13 protein-coding genes are annotated in these 16,491 nt (G+C 59.1%); 6 read left to right on the top strand and 7 right to left on the bottom strand.

The window, feature by feature from the left end; all coding sequences use genetic code 11:
• Positions 1 to 79: 79 nt before the first annotated feature.
• Genes tehB through ppk1 form a run of 3 tightly spaced genes read right to left on the bottom strand, consistent with a single transcriptional unit; the run spans position 80 to position 4,296 of the window.
• Positions 80 to 679: a tellurite resistance methyltransferase TehB gene (gene tehB / locus C1N60_RS05465; protein WP_021506581.1), complete on the bottom strand. Its 600-nt coding sequence runs from the start codon at positions 677 to 679 to the stop codon at positions 80 to 82.
• Positions 680 to 706: 27 nt separating this feature from the next.
• Positions 707 to 2,230, bottom strand: a complete 1,524-nt coding sequence (ppx, locus tag C1N60_RS05470; RefSeq protein ID WP_021506582.1) for an exopolyphosphatase — start codon at positions 2,228 to 2,230, stop codon at positions 707 to 709.
• 5 nt (positions 2,231 to 2,235) lie between these two features.
• Positions 2,236 to 4,296 carry a polyphosphate kinase 1 gene (gene ppk1 / locus C1N60_RS05475; protein WP_021506583.1) on the bottom strand — a complete coding sequence of 687 codons (2,061 nt, stop codon included), beginning with the start codon at positions 4,294 to 4,296 and terminating at the stop codon, positions 2,236 to 2,238.
• 183 nt (positions 4,297 to 4,479) lie between these two features.
• Here ppk1 and C1N60_RS05480 point away from each other — a divergent pair, with 183 nt between their 5' ends.
• From C1N60_RS05480 to pstB, 3 genes are read left to right on the top strand one after another with little or no spacing between them, the layout of a single operon-like run.
• Positions 4,480 to 6,573 carry an ABC transporter permease subunit gene (locus tag C1N60_RS05480; protein ID WP_394521484.1) on the top strand — a complete coding sequence of 698 codons (2,094 nt, stop codon included), beginning with the start codon at positions 4,480 to 4,482 and terminating at the stop codon, positions 6,571 to 6,573.
• On the top strand, positions 6,570 to 8,168 hold the full coding sequence (gene pstA / locus C1N60_RS05485; protein WP_058758318.1) for a phosphate ABC transporter permease PstA: 1,599 nt from the start codon (positions 6,570 to 6,572) through the stop codon (positions 8,166 to 8,168). The genes C1N60_RS05480 and pstA overlap by 4 nt, the downstream gene beginning before the upstream one ends.
• Positions 8,169 to 8,180: 12 nt before the next feature.
• Complete coding sequence (gene pstB, locus C1N60_RS05490; protein ID WP_021506586.1) at positions 8,181 to 8,948, top strand: phosphate ABC transporter ATP-binding protein PstB; 768 nt, start codon at positions 8,181 to 8,183, stop codon at positions 8,946 to 8,948.
• A gap of 135 nt (positions 8,949 to 9,083) precedes the next feature.
• Here the strand turns inward: pstB and purN are convergent, their stop codons facing one another.
• Positions 9,084 to 9,722 (bottom strand): phosphoribosylglycinamide formyltransferase, encoded by a 639-nt coding sequence (purN, locus tag C1N60_RS05495; protein WP_394521485.1) that lies wholly within the window; start codon positions 9,720 to 9,722, stop codon positions 9,084 to 9,086.
• A complete protein-coding gene (gene purM, locus C1N60_RS05500; RefSeq protein ID WP_021506588.1) occupies positions 9,719 to 10,759 on the bottom strand; it encodes a phosphoribosylformylglycinamidine cyclo-ligase in 1,041 nt (346 codons plus the stop codon). Before purM ends, purN begins: the two co-directional genes overlap by 4 nt.
• 240 nt (positions 10,760 to 10,999) lie before the next feature.
• On the opposite strand from purM, the gene upp reads away from it, so the two are divergent.
• From upp to hda, 3 genes are all read left to right on the top strand, one after another.
• Positions 11,000 to 11,626 carry a uracil phosphoribosyltransferase gene (gene upp, locus C1N60_RS05505; RefSeq protein WP_010617600.1) on the top strand — a complete coding sequence of 209 codons (627 nt, stop codon included), beginning with the start codon at positions 11,000 to 11,002 and terminating at the stop codon, positions 11,624 to 11,626.
• 218 nt (positions 11,627 to 11,844) lie between these two features.
• Complete coding sequence (gene uraA, locus C1N60_RS05510; RefSeq protein ID WP_058781750.1) at positions 11,845 to 13,128, top strand: uracil permease; 1,284 nt, start codon at positions 11,845 to 11,847, stop codon at positions 13,126 to 13,128.
• Between the two features lie 92 nt (positions 13,129 to 13,220).
• Positions 13,221 to 13,922, top strand: coding sequence for a DnaA inactivator Hda (gene hda, locus C1N60_RS05515; protein WP_031279417.1), 702 nt, complete (start codon positions 13,221 to 13,223; stop codon positions 13,920 to 13,922).
• Here the strand turns inward: hda and arsC are convergent.
• Both arsC and C1N60_RS05525 read right to left on the bottom strand, forming a co-directional pair.
• Complete coding sequence (gene arsC, locus C1N60_RS05520) at positions 13,919 to 14,266, bottom strand: arsenate reductase (glutaredoxin) (RefSeq protein ID WP_278708716.1); 348 nt, start codon at positions 14,264 to 14,266, stop codon at positions 13,919 to 13,921. The genes hda and arsC overlap by 4 nt on opposite strands.
• Before the next feature lie 148 nt (positions 14,267 to 14,414).
• The gene (locus tag C1N60_RS05525; RefSeq protein ID WP_394521486.1) at positions 14,415 to 15,878 is read right to left on the bottom strand and encodes a beta-barrel assembly-enhancing protease; all 1,464 of its coding nucleotides are present in this window, start codon (positions 15,876 to 15,878) and stop codon (positions 14,415 to 14,417) included.
• Positions 15,879 to 16,491 lie beyond the last annotated feature (613 nt).

The following is a 16,491-nucleotide window of genomic DNA, read 5'->3' on the forward strand; positions in this document are numbered from 1 at the left end:
AGCCGCATACTTTCACCAACCGCACTAATCCGTTGTAGGGTCGCCATTGATGGCGACCGGACCATCTTGTTGCCAGACATCAGTAGCTGGCTTTCTGCGCCAGCAGGGTAGCGAAGCGATACTTAATGCGCTGACCGTGTTCATCGCGGCGATGCAGTTCACCGACCTCTTCGTTGTACTTCACGATGTGCCAGTTACGGTAATAATGGCTCAGCTCGCCCGATTTAAAGGTAAACGGGAAGTTTTGCGTGTTGGGATAATCGTCGGTGCTCATCGCCGCCACAATCAGGTTGTAACCGTACTTGCGCGTGCTGGCCTGCATATCGGCGATCAGCTGCGGAATGGTCGCCGGCTGCAGGAACATCATCACCACGGTGGAAAACACAAACTGATAATCACCGTTGAAACGCACCTGATTCAGGTCGCACTGTTCGGTATGTATCTGCTGTAGCTGCTCTTCCGCGATGATGCTGTTAAGGCGCTCCAGGCTCTGCGGATTGTTGTCCCAGGCGGTCACCGTAAAACCGTGCTGATTAAGCAGCAGGCTGTTGCGGCCCTGGCCGCAGCCGAGGTCCAGCGCGTTACCCACTGCCAGTTTTGGCAGCGCGGCCAGCACTTCGGAGTGGGGTGGCGTCAGGCCGTATTTCTCCGCAAAATAGTTATCGGGGCGTGTTGTCATAGTGCTATTGCGGGCCTGAAGCCCGCGTTACTCCTCTTCCAGCATCAGTTTCCAGCCGGTGACGTCATTCCAGTAAGCCTGCTCCCGCTCCAGATCCAGCTGAACCAGCGTGTTCTGGCTGAGGAAACCGGCCGGGAAGGTCAGCGTCCAGTGACCATCGTCGGTGCTCAGCTTCAGCGTGTCGGGGCGCGTGGTGGCCTGACGCTGATTGTTCAGCAGGGTGCCGAGCCGCAGCAGGAAGATCATCGGCAGGAACTGTTTCTTTTTAAATAAGGTGAAACGCGGCATCTCATCCTGCTTCACCGCTTTACGGTGGAAGCGTACCAGCGTGGCCAGCAGCATCTGTTGATCCTGATTAAAGCCCGGCATATTGGAGTTCTGCAGGATGTAGGCCGAATGGCGCTGCATACCGCTGTGGTTGATGGTCAGCCCGACTTCATGCAGCAGCGCTGCCCACTTCATCAGCGCCGTCAGCTGGGGATTGGCCAGCTTCGGGTTCTGCTCCAGCCACTGGCTGTACAGCTGTTCGGTGGTTTCCAGCACGCGGCGTGCCTGGTCGCTGTCGATGGCGTAATGATTTGCCAGGCTCTGCGCGGTGCGGCTGCGGATATCCTGATGGCGGAAGCGGCCCTCCATCTCATACAGCACGCCCTCACGCAGCGCGCCATCCGACAGGCGCAGCTCGCGAATGGCCAGCGCGTCAAACACGCCACACAGAATCGCCAGCCCCGGCACAAACACCGCCTTGCGCTCATCCGACAGGCCCGGCAGGCTCAGGGCAGCAAAGGATTTGTGCTTCAGCACTTCGCTAACCAGCATGTCGAGGTTTTCCGGCGTCACGCGCTTCTCTTTCTCGCCCATCGCCAGCAGCACTTCACAGGCCGCTTTGATACTGCCGGACGCGCCCAGCGCATACTGCCAGCCCTGCAGACGGTACTGCCACGCCAGCGTTTCCAGCTTTTGCGCGGCGGCCAGCCGGGCGCGGCGGAAATTCTCCTGGCTGATTTCGCCTTTCGGGAAGTAGAGGTTGGCGAAGCTGACGCAACCCATGCGGCGACTCTCCACCAGCTGCGGCTCAAAATCTTCGCCGATCACCAACTCGGTTGAACCGCCGCCGATATCAATCACCAGCTTGCGGCCTTTCTCCGGCTGCGTGTGCTCAACGCCCATAAAGATCAGGCGCGCCTCTTCATTGCCGGAGATCACCTCGATCGGATACGGGATGACTTCCGCGGCGCGCTGCAGAAACTCTTCCGCGTTGGACGCGATGCGCAGCGTGTGCGTACCGACGATGGTGACGTTAGCGGCACTGAACCCCTGCAGGCGCTCGGCAAATAGCGCCAGGCAGCTCAGCCCGCGCTCCATCGCCTCTTCGCTCAGGCGATTTTGCGCATCCAGCCCGTCGGCGAGGTGCACGCGCTGTTTCAGGCGTCCCAGCACCTGCATGGCGCCATCCACCACACGGGCAATCACCATGTGGAAGCTGTTCGAGCCGAGATCGATGGCGGCGAATTCCTGCGGTTTCGGCGTACTTTTATGGGAGATTGGCATAGGCGTTATTCGGGTTGTTCCAGTTTCTTGATGTAATCGTAAATCGCCAGCTGCGAGCGCACCTTCTTGCGATTGCCGCGCGGAACATAACGGTTACTCAATTCTTTGTCTACGATGCGGGCTTTTACCGTATCACTTAACAGAATGGCAATGATATCCAGTATGCGCTGTTTCAGGCGCGGATCGAGCACCGACACCGCCACTTCGATACGATAATCGATGTTGCGCGTCATCCAGTCCGCCGACGACAGGAATACTTTTTTATCGCCGCCGCTTTCAAAAATATAGACGCGGTCGTGCTCAAGGTAGCGGTCAACGATACTGGTGATGCGAATATTTTCACTGATGCCCGGCAAATCGGGGATCAGCGAGCACATGCCGCGCACCAGCAGGTTGATCTTCACGCCGGCCGATGAGGCGGCATACAGCCGATCCACCAGACCATTGTCCACCAGGTTGTTGATTTTCAGCGTAATGCCGGAAGGATTGCCCTGCTGCGCGTTGGCAATCTCGTTATCAATCAGCTGATACAGCATGGCGCGCGAGTTTTGCGGCGACACCATCAGGTGTTCGAACGTTACCGGGCGATACGGGTTTTCGATAAAGTTAAATACGCGCCGGACTTCGTTGGTGATGCGCGCATCGGCGGTCAGCAGCGAATAGTCGGTGTAAATACGCGCGGTTTTTTCGTTGAAGTTGCCGGTACCGATGTGGGCGTAACGCACCACTTCTTCGCCCTCGCGGCGGGAGATCAGGAACAGCTTGGCGTGAATCTTCAGGCCGGGCGCCGAGAAGATCACGTGCACGCCCGCTTCGGTCAGCCGCTTCGCCCAGCGAATGTTGGCTTCTTCATCAAAGCGCGCCTGCAGCTCGACCACCACCGTGACCTTTTTACCGTTGTAGGCGGCGTGGATCATCGCATCCATAATGCGCGAATTCTTGGCCACGCGGTAAATGTTGATCTTGATGGCCAGTACGTTCGGGTCAAACGACGCCTGACGCAGCAGCTCCAGCACGTGTTCAAAGGTGTGGTACGGATAATAAAGCAGCACATCGCGATTGCGGATGGCATCAAAGCCGTTGCGGAAGCCATCAAAACCGATATGACGAATCTGCGGCAGCGGACGATTTTCCAGATTGGCTTTGCCCACGTTCGGGAAGCCGATGAAATCTTTGAAGTTATGATAACGGCCGCCCGGCACAATCGAGTCGTAGCTGGAGATCGATAGCTTATGGCGCAGCATTTCCACCATCGCATCGGGCATATCGCGCTGATAGACAAAGCGCACCGGTTCGGCGGTCAGGCGCTGTTTCAGGCTGGAGGACATCAGCTCCAGCAGGCTGGATTCCATCTCCGTGACCAGGTCGTACTCGGCGTCGCGCGTCATTTTCATTGAGTAGGCGTTCAGCGCGTCGTAATCAAAGAAGCCTTTAAAAATCTCATCAAGGCAGTAGCGCAGAATGTTATCGAGCAGAATCATTGGCTTGCGACGGCGCGGCGATTCTGCCGGCAGATTCACAAAGCGCGGCACTTTATCGGACGGGATCTCCAGCAGGGCGTAACGGATTTCTTCGCCGCGGATAATCTCTACCGCCAGATAGGTGTAGTCGTCTTTCAGGAACTCAATCAGGTCGGTGTCGTGGTTGATCAGAATGGGCGTGACGTGCTGGCGCAGTTGATGCTTGAAGTAGTAGCGCAGCCACTCCTGCTGATTGGGTGACAGCTGGCGCTCGTTGATCAGGAAAATCTGGTTGCGTGCCATTTCCAGCAGCAGGTCGTTATACAGCGCATCGAACTCCTGATCCGATTTCTGTACCCGCAGCTGAATCTTTTTCAGCAAATGGCGCAGGGTGGTGGGCGTCCCCTGTTCTTCACCAATCAGAATGCGGCGCTTGAGATCGGCAAAGCGCACTTTGTAAAACTCTTCCAGGTTATTGGAATAGATGCCGAGAAAACGCATGCGCTCAATGAGCGGATTGCTTTTATCAGCGGCTTCCTGCAGCACGCGTTCGTTAAAGGTTAACCAGCTTAGTTCTTTTTCTATATACAGCTTTTCCTGACCCATTCTGACTCCGTGATGCTGTTGCTGGACGGAATGTCCGGCGGAATAAACGCAAAATTGCGGTTCCGCTCAGTGTCCTCCACCATTATGGCGAGAGTATGGCAGCCTTGTCCAACCTCAACAGTTGTCTTATCAATCAGCTACGGGCAACATAGCGGCATAACTTCAAGGGTAACTCTGGCCTGCATGAGCATAAATCGTATTCCTGTCCACTTTAGTGACCGTCGTCGACGCGCCATCGATCAGTTCGTGCGCCGCATCGTCACGGCCTGCGGTGTGGGAATTTTACTGCTGATGCTGCTGCTGTTCTTCTGGCTGATTTGGGTGGTGATGCCGCTGTTCAGCGCGCCGGGCATGCAGCCGACGCTCAGTCAGCAGCTGTGGGACAAAGCCCCGGCGCTGGCGCTGGGCAGCGAAGGCCAGCTCGGCTGGCGCATCAGCCGCAACGAAGCGCGCTTTATTCCGCTCGACGGCCAGCCAGCGGGCGACGCGCTGGCGCTGAACGGCCAGCCGCAGGCGGCGGTGACCAGCAGTGACGGCAGCAGCGTATTGCTCAATATGCAGGGCGATCTGTTGCTGATGCAACCGCTCATCCACGGCCAGCACGGTGAATGGTATTTCCCGCTGGGCGATCGGCCGCTGCATCTGCCGCAGGGCGCGGTCAGCCAGATGGCGCTGGCAGTGCCGGGCGATCACCAGTGGCGCATCGCCGCACAAACGCCGGCCGGTATCAGTCTGCTGACCTTTGCCGGCCAGAAACGCGTCGACCAGATTGTATTGCCCGGTGAGCAGGCCGACCTGATGCGGTTGTCGCCGGACGGCACGCTGCTGTACACCAGTACCGGACGGCTGTTGCGGGTGTGGCAGATTACGCCGCAGGGTGCGCAGCTGCGGGAAACCCAGACGCTGTCTCAGCAACCGCGCAGCCTGCAACTGCTGGCGGGCGGGCGCAGCTTACTGATTCAGGATGCGCGTGGCATTCAGCAATGGTTTGCCATCACCGGTGACCACGGGCCACGGCTGCAGCAGATTCACACCTTCACGCACAGCGCGGGTGTGCTCGGCATCGTGCCTGAGGCGCAGCGGCGCGTTTTTGCCAGCTTTGACGCGCAGGGCGTGGTGCGCCTGTTCGCCAGCAAGCAGGCAGGCCCGATTGTCACGCGCCAGCTGGCCGCGGGCATCAGCGCGCTGGCGCTGTCTCCGCGCGGCGATAGCCTGATCGTCGAACGTGCCGGACAGTGGCAGCAGTTCGCGCTGGATAATCCGTGGCCCGATTTCAGCTGGCGCAATCTGTGGCAGAAAATCTGGTATGAAAACTATCCGCAGCCGGACTGGGTATGGCAGTCCACCGCCGCCGGCGACAGCTATCAGGCCAAATTCAGCCTGATGCCGCTGGTGATCGGCACGCTGAAAGCGGCGTCGCTGGCGCTGCTGTTTGCCACGCCGCTGGCGCTGGCGGCGGCAATGTATACCGCATGGTTTATGTCGCCGGGCCTGCGCCGCTGGGTCAAGCCGGGCATTGAAATGATGGGCGCGCTGCCGAGCGTGGTAATTGGCCTGATCGCTGGCGTGTGGCTGGCGCCGCACATCAGCCGCGCGCTGCCCGGCGTGATGCTGCTGCCGCTGGTGCTGGCCGCCACGCTGCTGGTGTGCGGCGTGCTCAGTCCGCGTTTGCCGGCGCGCTGGCGGCGGCCCGGGTTTGAAGTGCTGCTGCTGATGCCGCTGCTGTTACTGGTGACGTTACTGACGCTGTGGCTGCCGACACTGTGGTGGCCGCAGATGGGCGAACAGCTGGCGCACTATGAGCAGCGTAACCTGCTGGTAGCGGCGCTGGCGATGGGCTTTGCGCTGGTGCCGCTAATCTTCACCCTGGCGGAAGATGCGCTGTTTAGCGTGCCGGTGGCGCTGGGGCAGGGCTCGCTGGCGCTGGGTGCGACACCGTGGCAAACCCTGACGCGCGTGGTGCTGCCGGGCGCGTCGGCAGGCATTTTTGCCGCGCTGATGATCGGCTTTGGTCGTGCGGTGGGCGAAACCATGATTGTGCTGATGGCCACCGGCAACACGCCGGTGAGCGAAGGCGGACTGTTTGCCGGGCTGCGCGCGCTGTCGGCCAATATCGCCATTGAAATGCCGGAAGCCGCGGCGGGCAGCGCCCATTATCGCATCCTGTTTCTCAGTGCGTTGCTGCTGCTGATATTCACGCTGGCGATCAACACCGTGGCGGAACTGATTCGTCAGCGGCTGCGCCAGCGCTACAGTCAGCATGAGGGGCAGGCATGAGCGCGCTGCGTCAAAACGATCGCTGGCGCTGGCTGACTGCCGGTGCGGTCGCCGTCTGCCTGCTGGCATTTACCTTATTAATCGGCCTGCTGGGCTGGCAGGGCGTCAGGGCGTTCTGGCCGCAGCCGGTCGATCAGTATCAGTTCCAGCCGCCGCAGGGGGCACCGCTGATGGTGCTGGGTGAAACGCTGGATCGCCAGCAGCAGGGCGATCGCTGGCGCTACGTAGTGAAAACCGGCAACCGCGATTTTGCCGCGCCGGATTTCCGCGTCATCGTCAGTCAGGGCGAAGCGCAAACCCGACGCCCGGCAGAAGTGCTGGTGCTACAGCGACGCAGTGGCGGCAATGCCTACGGCTGGCTGGTGGAGCTGCGTGAAGACAACGAGGTGCTGACCGCGCGCGACCGCGATGCACTGCTGCAGCAGCGGCTGAAGCAGGTGCATGAGCAGCTGCGCCAGGCTAGCAACATCCGGCGTATCGAAATGGCGCGCCTTAACGCCCAGCTGGAGAGTCTGCAACAGCAGGCTGACGAGCAGCGGCGCGGTGGTCACTTCAGCCTGCAGGATCAGTCAGAACTGGATGCCAACAGCGCAGCGCTGCATAAACGCTTCGGCGCGCTGGCGCAGCAGCTGGCGCATCTGCAGCATGAAAGCCAGCGCGATACGCTGGTACTGCGCGACGTGCAGGGCGACGATCATCTGATTCCGCTGGCGCAGGTGGTGGCCGCCTGGTATCCAAACAGCCTGAGCCTCGGGCAGAAAATCGGGCATTTCCTCAGTCAGATCTGGCAGTTTGTCAGTGACTCGCCCACCTCGGGCGGCAGTGAAAATGGCGCGCTGCCGGCGATTTTCGGCACCGTTTTGATGGTGCTGCTGATGTCGGTGATTGTCATGCCGCTGGGCGTGGTGGCCGCCGTCTGGCTGCATGAATACGCCGGGCGTAACGCGCTCACCCGGCTGGTGCGCATTGCGGTGGTGAATCTGGCTGGCGTGCCGTCGATTGTGTATGGCGTGTTTGGCCTCGGCTTTTTTGTCTGGCTGATTGGCGGCACCCTCGATCAGCTGTTCTTCTCCCGCTCGCTGCCCAATCCTACCTTCGGCACGCCTGGCCTGCTGTGGGCGGCACTGACGCTGGCGCTGCTGACGCTGCCGGTAGTGATCGTCGCCACCGAAGAGGGGCTGTCGCGTATTCCGGACAATCTGCGTCAGGGCTCGCTGGCGCTGGGCGCGACTCAGGCAGAAACGCTGTGGCGCGTGGTGCTGCCGCTGGCGGTACCGGCGATGCTCACCGGCCTGATTCTGGCGGTGGCGCGCGCCGCCGGCGAAACCGCACCGCTGATGCTGGTGGGCGTGGTCAAAATGGTGCCTGAGCTGCCGGTCGATGCGGTGTTTCCTTACCTGCATCTTGACCGTAAATTTATGCATCTCGGTTTTCAGATTTACGATCTGGCCTTCCAGAGCCCGAACATCGACGCCGATCGACCGCTGGTGTATGCCACGGCACTGCTGCTGGTGGCGATCATTCTGTCGCTTAACCTGCTGGCGATGGTGCTGCGCCATCGGCTGCGCGAGCGCTACCGGCTTATGACGCACTAATAAGGTTTACACATGACGCCCGATTACGCTATTGCGCTTACCGTTAATCAGCTGTCGCTGTGGTACGGCGAACGCCAGGCGCTGAATAACATTGATTTGCAGATCCCGAAGCATCGCATCACGGCGCTGATTGGGCCCTCCGGCTGCGGTAAATCGACGCTGCTGCGCTGCTTCAATCGCATGAACGACGTCATTGATGGCTGCCGCATCGAAGGTGAGATTCTGCTCGATAGCCACGCGGTGATGCAGGCGAACCAGGATCTGCCGGCGCTGCGGCGGCGCATCGGCATGGTGTTCCAGCGCCCGAATCCGTTTCCCAAGTCGATCTATGAGAATGTGGTTTACGGTCTGCGCTTGCAGGGCGTGCGCGATCGTCGCGTGCTGAATGAGGCCTGCGAACGCGCCCTGCGGGCGGCGGCGCTGTGGGGCGAAGTGAAAGATCAGCTGGGGCAGAATGCGCTGACGCTGTCGAGCGGTCAGCAGCAGCGGCTGGTGATTGCGCGCGCCATCGCCATCGAGCCGGAAGTGCTGCTGCTGGATGAACCCACCTCGGCGCTGGATCCGATCTCGACGCTGGTGATTGAAGAGTTGATGACCACGCTGAAGCAACATTTCACGCTGGTGCTGGTGACGCACAACATGCAGCAGGCAGCGCGCGTATCCGATTACACCGCGTTTATGCATAACGGGCAGCTGGTGGAGTTTGATGAAACCGACCGGATTTTCACCGCACCGCAGGCGCGGCGCACCGAGGATTATATTACCGGCCGGTTTGGGTAAGTATTGTTAGGTTAGCGCGAAGAATCGCGCCGCTACGAAATGCGCAAAGAAATCATGTAGTAATAAAACCCGGCACAGCCCCGTAGCGGCGCAATTTATTGCGCAATTCCTGCAAGCGCACGGCGTAAAGGTCAATCAATCGTGCGCATAACCTTCCGGCGGCAGCGGTTCGCCATCCAACCACGCTTTGCCCGCGCGCATCTGCAAGCGTCCTTCGACAAACCAGCTGATCACCAGCGGATAAATCGCGTGCTCCTGATGCTGCACGCGGGCGCTGATCTCAGCTTCGTCATCGTCAGTAAATACCGGCACACGCGCCTGCAGAATGATCGGTCCACCGTCCAGCTCGTCAGTCACAAAATGCACCGACGTACCGTGTTCCGCGTCACCGTTCGCCAGCGCCTGGCGATGCGTATGCAAACCGGGATATTTCGGCAGCAGCGACGGATGAATATTCAGCAGACGATCGTGATAATGCGCGACAAACGCCGGGCTCAGAATGCGCATATAACCGGCCAGCACCACCAGATCCGGCGCATAAGCGTCGATCTGCTGCATCAGCTGGCGGTCAAAGGCGTCGCGATCGGTGAAATCCTGCGCGGACAGCGCGTGAGCAGGCACGCTGGCCAGCTGCGCCCGCGTCAGACCATAGGCCGAGGCTTTATTACTGAAAACGGCAGCCACGCTGCCGTTGATACGCCCGCTCTCGCAGGCGTCGAGGATGGACTGAAGATTGCTGCCGTTGCCGGAGATCAGTACAACCAGTTTCTTCATGGGTTAATAACCACACGCTCTTCGGCATCTGACGCGTTAATCACGCCAATTTTCCACGCCTGCTCGCCAGCCGCGGTCATCAGCTGTACCGCTTTGTCGGCATCGGCCGGGCTCAGCGCAATCACCATGCCCACGCCGCAGTTAAAGGTGCGGTACATCTCGTGACGGCTGACGTTACCGGCCTGCTGCAGCCAGCTGAATACCGCCGGCCACTGCCAGCTTTTCTCGTCAATCACCGCCTGGGTGTTATCCGGCAGTACGCGCGGAATGTTTTCCCAGAAGCCGCCGCCGGTCAGGTGGGCAATGGCGTGCACGTCAACCTGCTCAATCAGGCTGAGGATATTTTTCACGTAGATGCGGGTCGGCGCCAGCAGGTGATCGGCCAGCGGTTTGCCTTCCAGCTGTTTGGTGGTGGGATCGGTCTGGCTGACTTCAAGAATTTTACGCACCAGCGAGTAGCCGTTAGAGTGCGGACCGCTGGAGCCCAGCGCGATCAGCACGTCGCCATCCTGCACTTTGCTGCCGTCGATGATCTCAGATTTTTCCACCACGCCGACGCAGAAACCGGCCACGTCGTAATCTTCGCCGTGATACATGCCCGGCATCTCAGCGGTTTCACCGCCGACCAGCGCACAGCCCGACTGCAGACAGCCTTCGGCGATACCGGTGATCACCGCGGAGGCGGTATCCACATCCAGCTTGCCGGTGGCGTAATAGTCGAGGAAGAACAGCGGCTCAGCGCCCTGTACCACCAGATCGTTCACGCACATCGCGACCAGATCGATGCCGATGCTGTCGTGGCGTTTGAGATCCATCGCCAGACGCAGCTTGGTGCCGACGCCATCAGTTCCGGAGACCAGCACCGGCTCGCGGTATTTCTGCGGCAGCGCACACAGCGCGCCAAAGCCACCCAGTCCACCCATCACTTCCGGGCGGCGGGTTTTCTTTACTACGCCTTTAATACGGTCAACCAGATCGTTACCAGCATCAATATCAACACCGGCGTCTTTGTAGCTGAGAGAGGTTTTGTCGGTCACTGCGGAATCCCCACGCGATTGCGGTTGGTGGCAAAAATTAAGCGCGGCAATTCTACCAGTGCAGGCAAACGTTTGCGAGTCCCATCTCAGGGCACCTTTGCAGCGTGCTGATTTTTCGCTAATCCTTATTCTCAGGCGATTTGTGCACGTTACCTGACCAATCACCGGTGGCGCGGCGGTAAAAAGGCGGTATAATCCGGCGATTTTTTTTTAGCTCAACTCAATTCCGGGAGAATAATCATGAAGATCGTGGAAGTCAGACACCCGCTGGTCAAACATAAACTGGGCCTGATGCGTGAGCATGATATCAGCACCAAGCGCTTCCGCGAGCTGGCTTCGGAAGTGGGCAGCTTACTGACCTATGAAGCCACCGCCGATCTCGAAACCGAGCGCGTGACCATTGAAGGCTGGAACGGTCCGGTCGACGTCGATCAAATCAAAGGCAAAAAAATTACCGTCGTCCCGATTCTGCGTGCTGGCCTTGGCATGATGGAAGGTGTGCTGGAACACGTACCGAGCGCGCGCATCAGCGTGGTGGGCGTTTACCGTGACGAAGAGACGCTGGAGCCGGTGCCTTACTTCCAGAAGCTGGTGTCAAACATCGAAGAGCGTATGGCGCTGGTGGTTGACCCGATGCTGGCGACCGGCGGCTCGATGATCGCCACCATAGATCTGCTGAAGAAAGCCGGCTGCAACAGTATTAAAGTGCTGGTGCTGGTGGCCGCGCCGGAAGGCATTGCCGCGCTGGAGAAAGCGCATCCGGACGTTGAGCTGTACACCGCGTCAATTGATCAGGGCCTGAACGAGAAGGGGTACATTATCCCGGGCCTCGGCGACGCCGGCGACAAGATTTTCGGAACCAAATAAATAAACCAGCCGGCCAGAGAGTCGGCTTTTTTTTGGCAAAAATACCGTTCAGTCAGACACTGTATCTAAAGGATGCACATTTTGTAGCGGCGCGATTTATCGCGCTGATGCCGGGCAAGCTATGGTGCCCATCCGGACAAGGCGCAATGAATTGCGCCACTACGATAAGGTGCGGCGTTGACGAACGAGCATAAAAATAAACGTATAGGGGATAAATGATGACTCGCAGAGCCATTGGCGTTAGTGAACGCCCGCCACTGTTGCAAACCATTCCGCTCAGCCTGCAGCACCTGTTCGCCATGTTCGGCGCTACCGTGCTGGTGCCGATTCTGTTCCACATCAACCCGGCGACCGTGCTGCTGTTCAACGGCGTCGGCACGCTGCTGTATCTATTTATCTGTAAAGGCAAAATTCCGGCCTATCTTGGCTCCAGCTTTGCCTTTATCTCGCCGGTGCTGCTGCTGCTGCCGCTCGGTTATGAAGTGGCGCTCGGCGGCTTTATCCTGTGCGGCGCGCTGTTCTGCATCGTGGCGCTGATTGTGAAGAAGGCCGGCACCGGCTGGCTTGATGTCATGTTCCCACCGGCGGCGATGGGTGCCATCGTGGCGGTTATCGGTCTCGAACTGGCTGGCGTGGCGGCGAATATGGCCGGGCTGCTGCCCGCTGACGGCACCACAGCGGACAGTAAAACCATCATTATTTCGCTGGTGACGCTGGCGGTGACGGTGTTTGGCTCGGTGCTGTTCCGTGGTTTCTTCGCCATTATCCCAATCCTGATTGGCGTGCTGGTCGGCTACGCGCTGTCGTCGGCAATGGGTATCGTTGACTGGAGCGCAGTGGAAAACGCGCCGTGGTTTGCGCTGCCGACCTTCTATACGCCGCGCTTTGAATGGGCCGCGATGCTGACCATCCTGCCCGCAGCGCTGGTGGTAATTGCCGAGCACGTGGGCCATTTGGTGGTGACCGCCAACATCGTGAAGAAGGACCTGATTCGCGATCCGGGTCTGCATCGCTCGATGTTCGCCAACGGCCTGTCGACCATGATCTCCGGCTTCTTTGGTTCCACGCCGAATACCACCTATGGTGAAAACATTGGCGTCATGGCGATCACCCGCGTTTATAGCACCTGGGTGATCGGCGGTGCGGCGATCTTCGCCATTCTGCTCTCCTGCGTCGGTAAACTGGCGGCCGCGATTCAGGCGATCCCGGTACCGGTGATGGGCGGGGTGTCGCTGCTGCTGTATGGCGTGATTGGCGCTTCCGGTATTCGCGTGCTGATTGAATCCAAAGTTGACTACAACAAAGCGCAGAATCTGATCCTTACCTCGGTGATCCTGATCATTGGCGTCAGTGGCGCGAAGGTGCACGTGGGCGCCGCCGAGCTGAAGGGCATGGCGCTGGCCACCATCGTCGGCGTTGGCCTGGCGCTGATTTTCCGGGTAATCAGTCTGTTACATCCGGAAGAAGTGGTGCTGGACGCGGAAGAAAAACGCGAGCTTTAAAGGATCCTGCGGGCAGGGAAGCCCGGTTCATCTCTGCGGAGGATCGTGATAAACTTGCCCGGTTTTCTGCCCGCTCATCCGTTGAGGTACTTCTGAACACGCCGGCACAGCTTTCACTGCCACTCTATCTACCCGATGATGAAACCTTTGCCAGTTTCTGGCCGGGGGAAAATCCGTCACTGCTGGCGGCGCTGCAGGGCGCGCTGGCGCAACAGCACGGCAGCTATCTCTACTTCTGGTCGCGCGAAGGCGGCGGCCGCAGCCATTTGCTGCACGCAGCCTGCGCCGAAATGTCCGCGCGCGGCGAAGCGGTGGGTTACGTGCCGCTCGATAAGCGCACCTGGTTCGTGCCGGAAGTGCTGGAAGGCATGGAGAATCTGGCGCTGGTGTGCATTGATAATATTGAGTGCATCGCCGGCGAAGCCGAGTGGGAGATGGCGATCTTCGATCTCTACAACCGCATTCTGGAAACCGGCAAAACCCGCCTGCTGATCACCGGCGATCGTCCCCCGCGTCAGCTCAATCTGGGCCTGCCGGATCTGGCGTCACGTCTCGACTGGGGACAAATTTACCGCTTACAGCCGCTGTCCGACGAGGACAAACTGCAGGCGATGCAGCTGCGTGCCGGCCTGCGCGGCTTTGAGCTGCCGGAAGACGTTGGGCGTTTCCTGCTGAAACGCCTCGACCGCGAAATGCGCACGCTGTTTGACACGCTTGATCGTCTTGATCGCGCCTCGATCAGCGCACAGCGCAAGCTGACCATTCCCTTCGTGAAAGAGGCGCTGGGGCTTTAGAGAATCTCCAGCACCGCTTCCGGCGGACGACCAATGCGGGCGCGGTCGCCCTGAATCACAATCGGCCGCTCGATTAGTTTTGGATGCTCCGCCATCGCCTGTAACAGCTGTTTTTCGCTGAGATCGTTACTGGCCAACCCCAGCGTTTTATAGATTTCCTCGCCGCGGCGCATCAGCTCGCGCGCGCTGTGCATGCCCAGCTGTTGCAGCAGCGTTTTTAGCGTATCGATGTCCGGCGGCGTGTCGAGATACAGCACCACCTGCGGTTCAATGCCCTGTTGCTGCAGTAGCGCGAGGGTTTCGCGGCTCTTGCTGCAGCGCGGATTGTGATAAATACGGACCATGTTTTTTATCCTGGGTAATCCATTGTTGCCAGGTGCGCATGAATGCGCACCCTACGAATAACTGCTGGTGCGCATCAATATGCACCCTACGAATAACCATTGGTGCGCACCTAAATCCTGCCGGCCATCCACCCGCGTAACCGGCTATTTACCCTTTTGCATACTGCTTAAAACGCCGCTGTAACTCGCGGAACTGGTCGATACGCGCATCGTAACGCGCCTGCTTCAGGCTGCCGAGCGGTACCTGGGCGCTGGCGCTACTCAGAGTGGTGATGGCCTGATCGAGCTGGCCGTTCAGCGCCAGACTTTCAGCCCGTGCCGAAAGCTCCTCATCGCGCAGCCCCTGCGCGGCTGAGGCCTGCGCCAGTAAATCCCATGCGTTGAGATCGTCAGGATGCGCAAAGGTGTAGCGGTTCAGGATGCGGCTGGCGTTGGCTGGCTGCTTCGCCTCGACGTAGGCGTTCGCCAGGTTAAGCTGCAGCACCGGGCTGGTCTGGCTGCCGCGGGCGGCGTTCAGCATGCTGATGGCCTGCTGCGGCTGGTTCAGACCGATGTCGATATCGGTCATGATATCAAGGAACCACAGGTTATCCGGCTGCTTCGCCAGCAGCGGCGCGATGATCTTTTTCGCGTTGGCAAAATCTTTCGCCTGCAGGAACTGCACCGCTTTGCCGTACTGCGCCGCCTGCTGTTCCCGCGTGTTGCCTTTGGCGTACTCATTCAGTAAATCGTCAGTCAGCTGATTGCGGCCGGTGGAGTACATACCCAGCGCGCGCACCTTCGCCATATAGAAATCCTGGGACGACTGCACCACCACCGGGCGCATCTGGTTGGCGCGGTTACGCGCGTCGGCCAGGCGGCTATCGGGCAGCGGGTGCGTCAGCAGTATTTCCGGTGGTTTTGACGAGAAGCGGCTTTGATCGGCCAGCTTTTGCAGAAACGCGGGCATCGCCTGCGGATCGAAACCGGCGCGCTGCAGCACCTGAATGCCGATGCGATCCGCTTCCTGTTCGTTGCCCTGGGTGAAACTGATGATGCCCTGTTGTGTACCGGCCAGCGTACCGGTCAGTGCCGCCATCCCGGCCTGCGGGCTGGCCAGCGCCAGCAGAATCGAACCCAGCGCGCCGACCCAGGTGAGCGGGGCGCTGCGCTTTTGCTCTTCCATGGCGCGCGCCAGATGGCGCTGCGTCACGTGCGAAATTTCGTGCGCCATCACCGACGCCAGCTGGCTTTCGTTATCGGTATAGCGGAACAGTGACGAGTGCAGCACCACATTGCCGCCAAAGAAGGCGAAAGCGTTGAGCTCGTCATTCTGAATCAGGAAAAAGTGAAACGGCGTGCGCACCGAATGGGCGTGTGCCACCAGCCGCTGGCCGAGTTCATTGATGTACTGATTGAGCAGCGGATCGTTAATCAGTGGCGCGCTGGCGCGCAGCTGGCGCACGTAGAAGTCGCCAATCTGCAACTCCTGATTAATGGAGAGCGTGGATCCTGCCGTGGTGCCCATGTCGGGCAAATTGTCGCTCAGATCGGCGCGGACACCGACCGCAGGCGTGAGCAGCAGCGCAGGAATAAGGGCCGCCAGCACTGATTTTTTCAACCGGTTAAACATGCCTTGATCCTGTAAAAGTCTCCTGCCATTGGACAGGAAAGTCATGCCAATGTTCTGTGGCGGCGTTTCCTTTTCTGCCGCGGCTCTATCTTAACCACAGTGAGGATACAAGCAAATGCCGCCGTCACATTGACGTGATGGCAAAGAATGGCTGACTGACGCGAAATTTGTAGCAAAAAATTGAATAGCGAAAAGGCAAAAGAAAACGGCGCAGCGCCCTGATGAAATTAAAGTTACGTAAAGTTGCTCAAAATAATTGAAGCTGGCATGGTTTTTTCCAGGTTTACTCTGAAAAACACGCCTGAAATCCCACGGTTGGCCCGCTTTATCCATCAGTGATTTTTATCGTGCTGCTCTGGCCGTGCATCACCAGCCCAGAAATGAATGGTCAGGTTTTGCTCACTGGTCAACTGGCGGCGCGCGATGACAGCATTAGCCCGCACGATGAGGCGCTGTCATCTGCTGTGCATCCCTTTCCCTGGTGACTGCTGGTTTTTCCGGCCAGCTATTTTTCAACTCGCCCGCACAGCTCAATTAACAGCCTTATTCAATCCGCTGGCGCGATGATTTCTGCTGGCAGCCAAACGCCGGACAGCCCGCCAGTACAGGCGTT

Source organism: Pantoea sp. SGAir0184 (genome assembly GCF_043544755.1).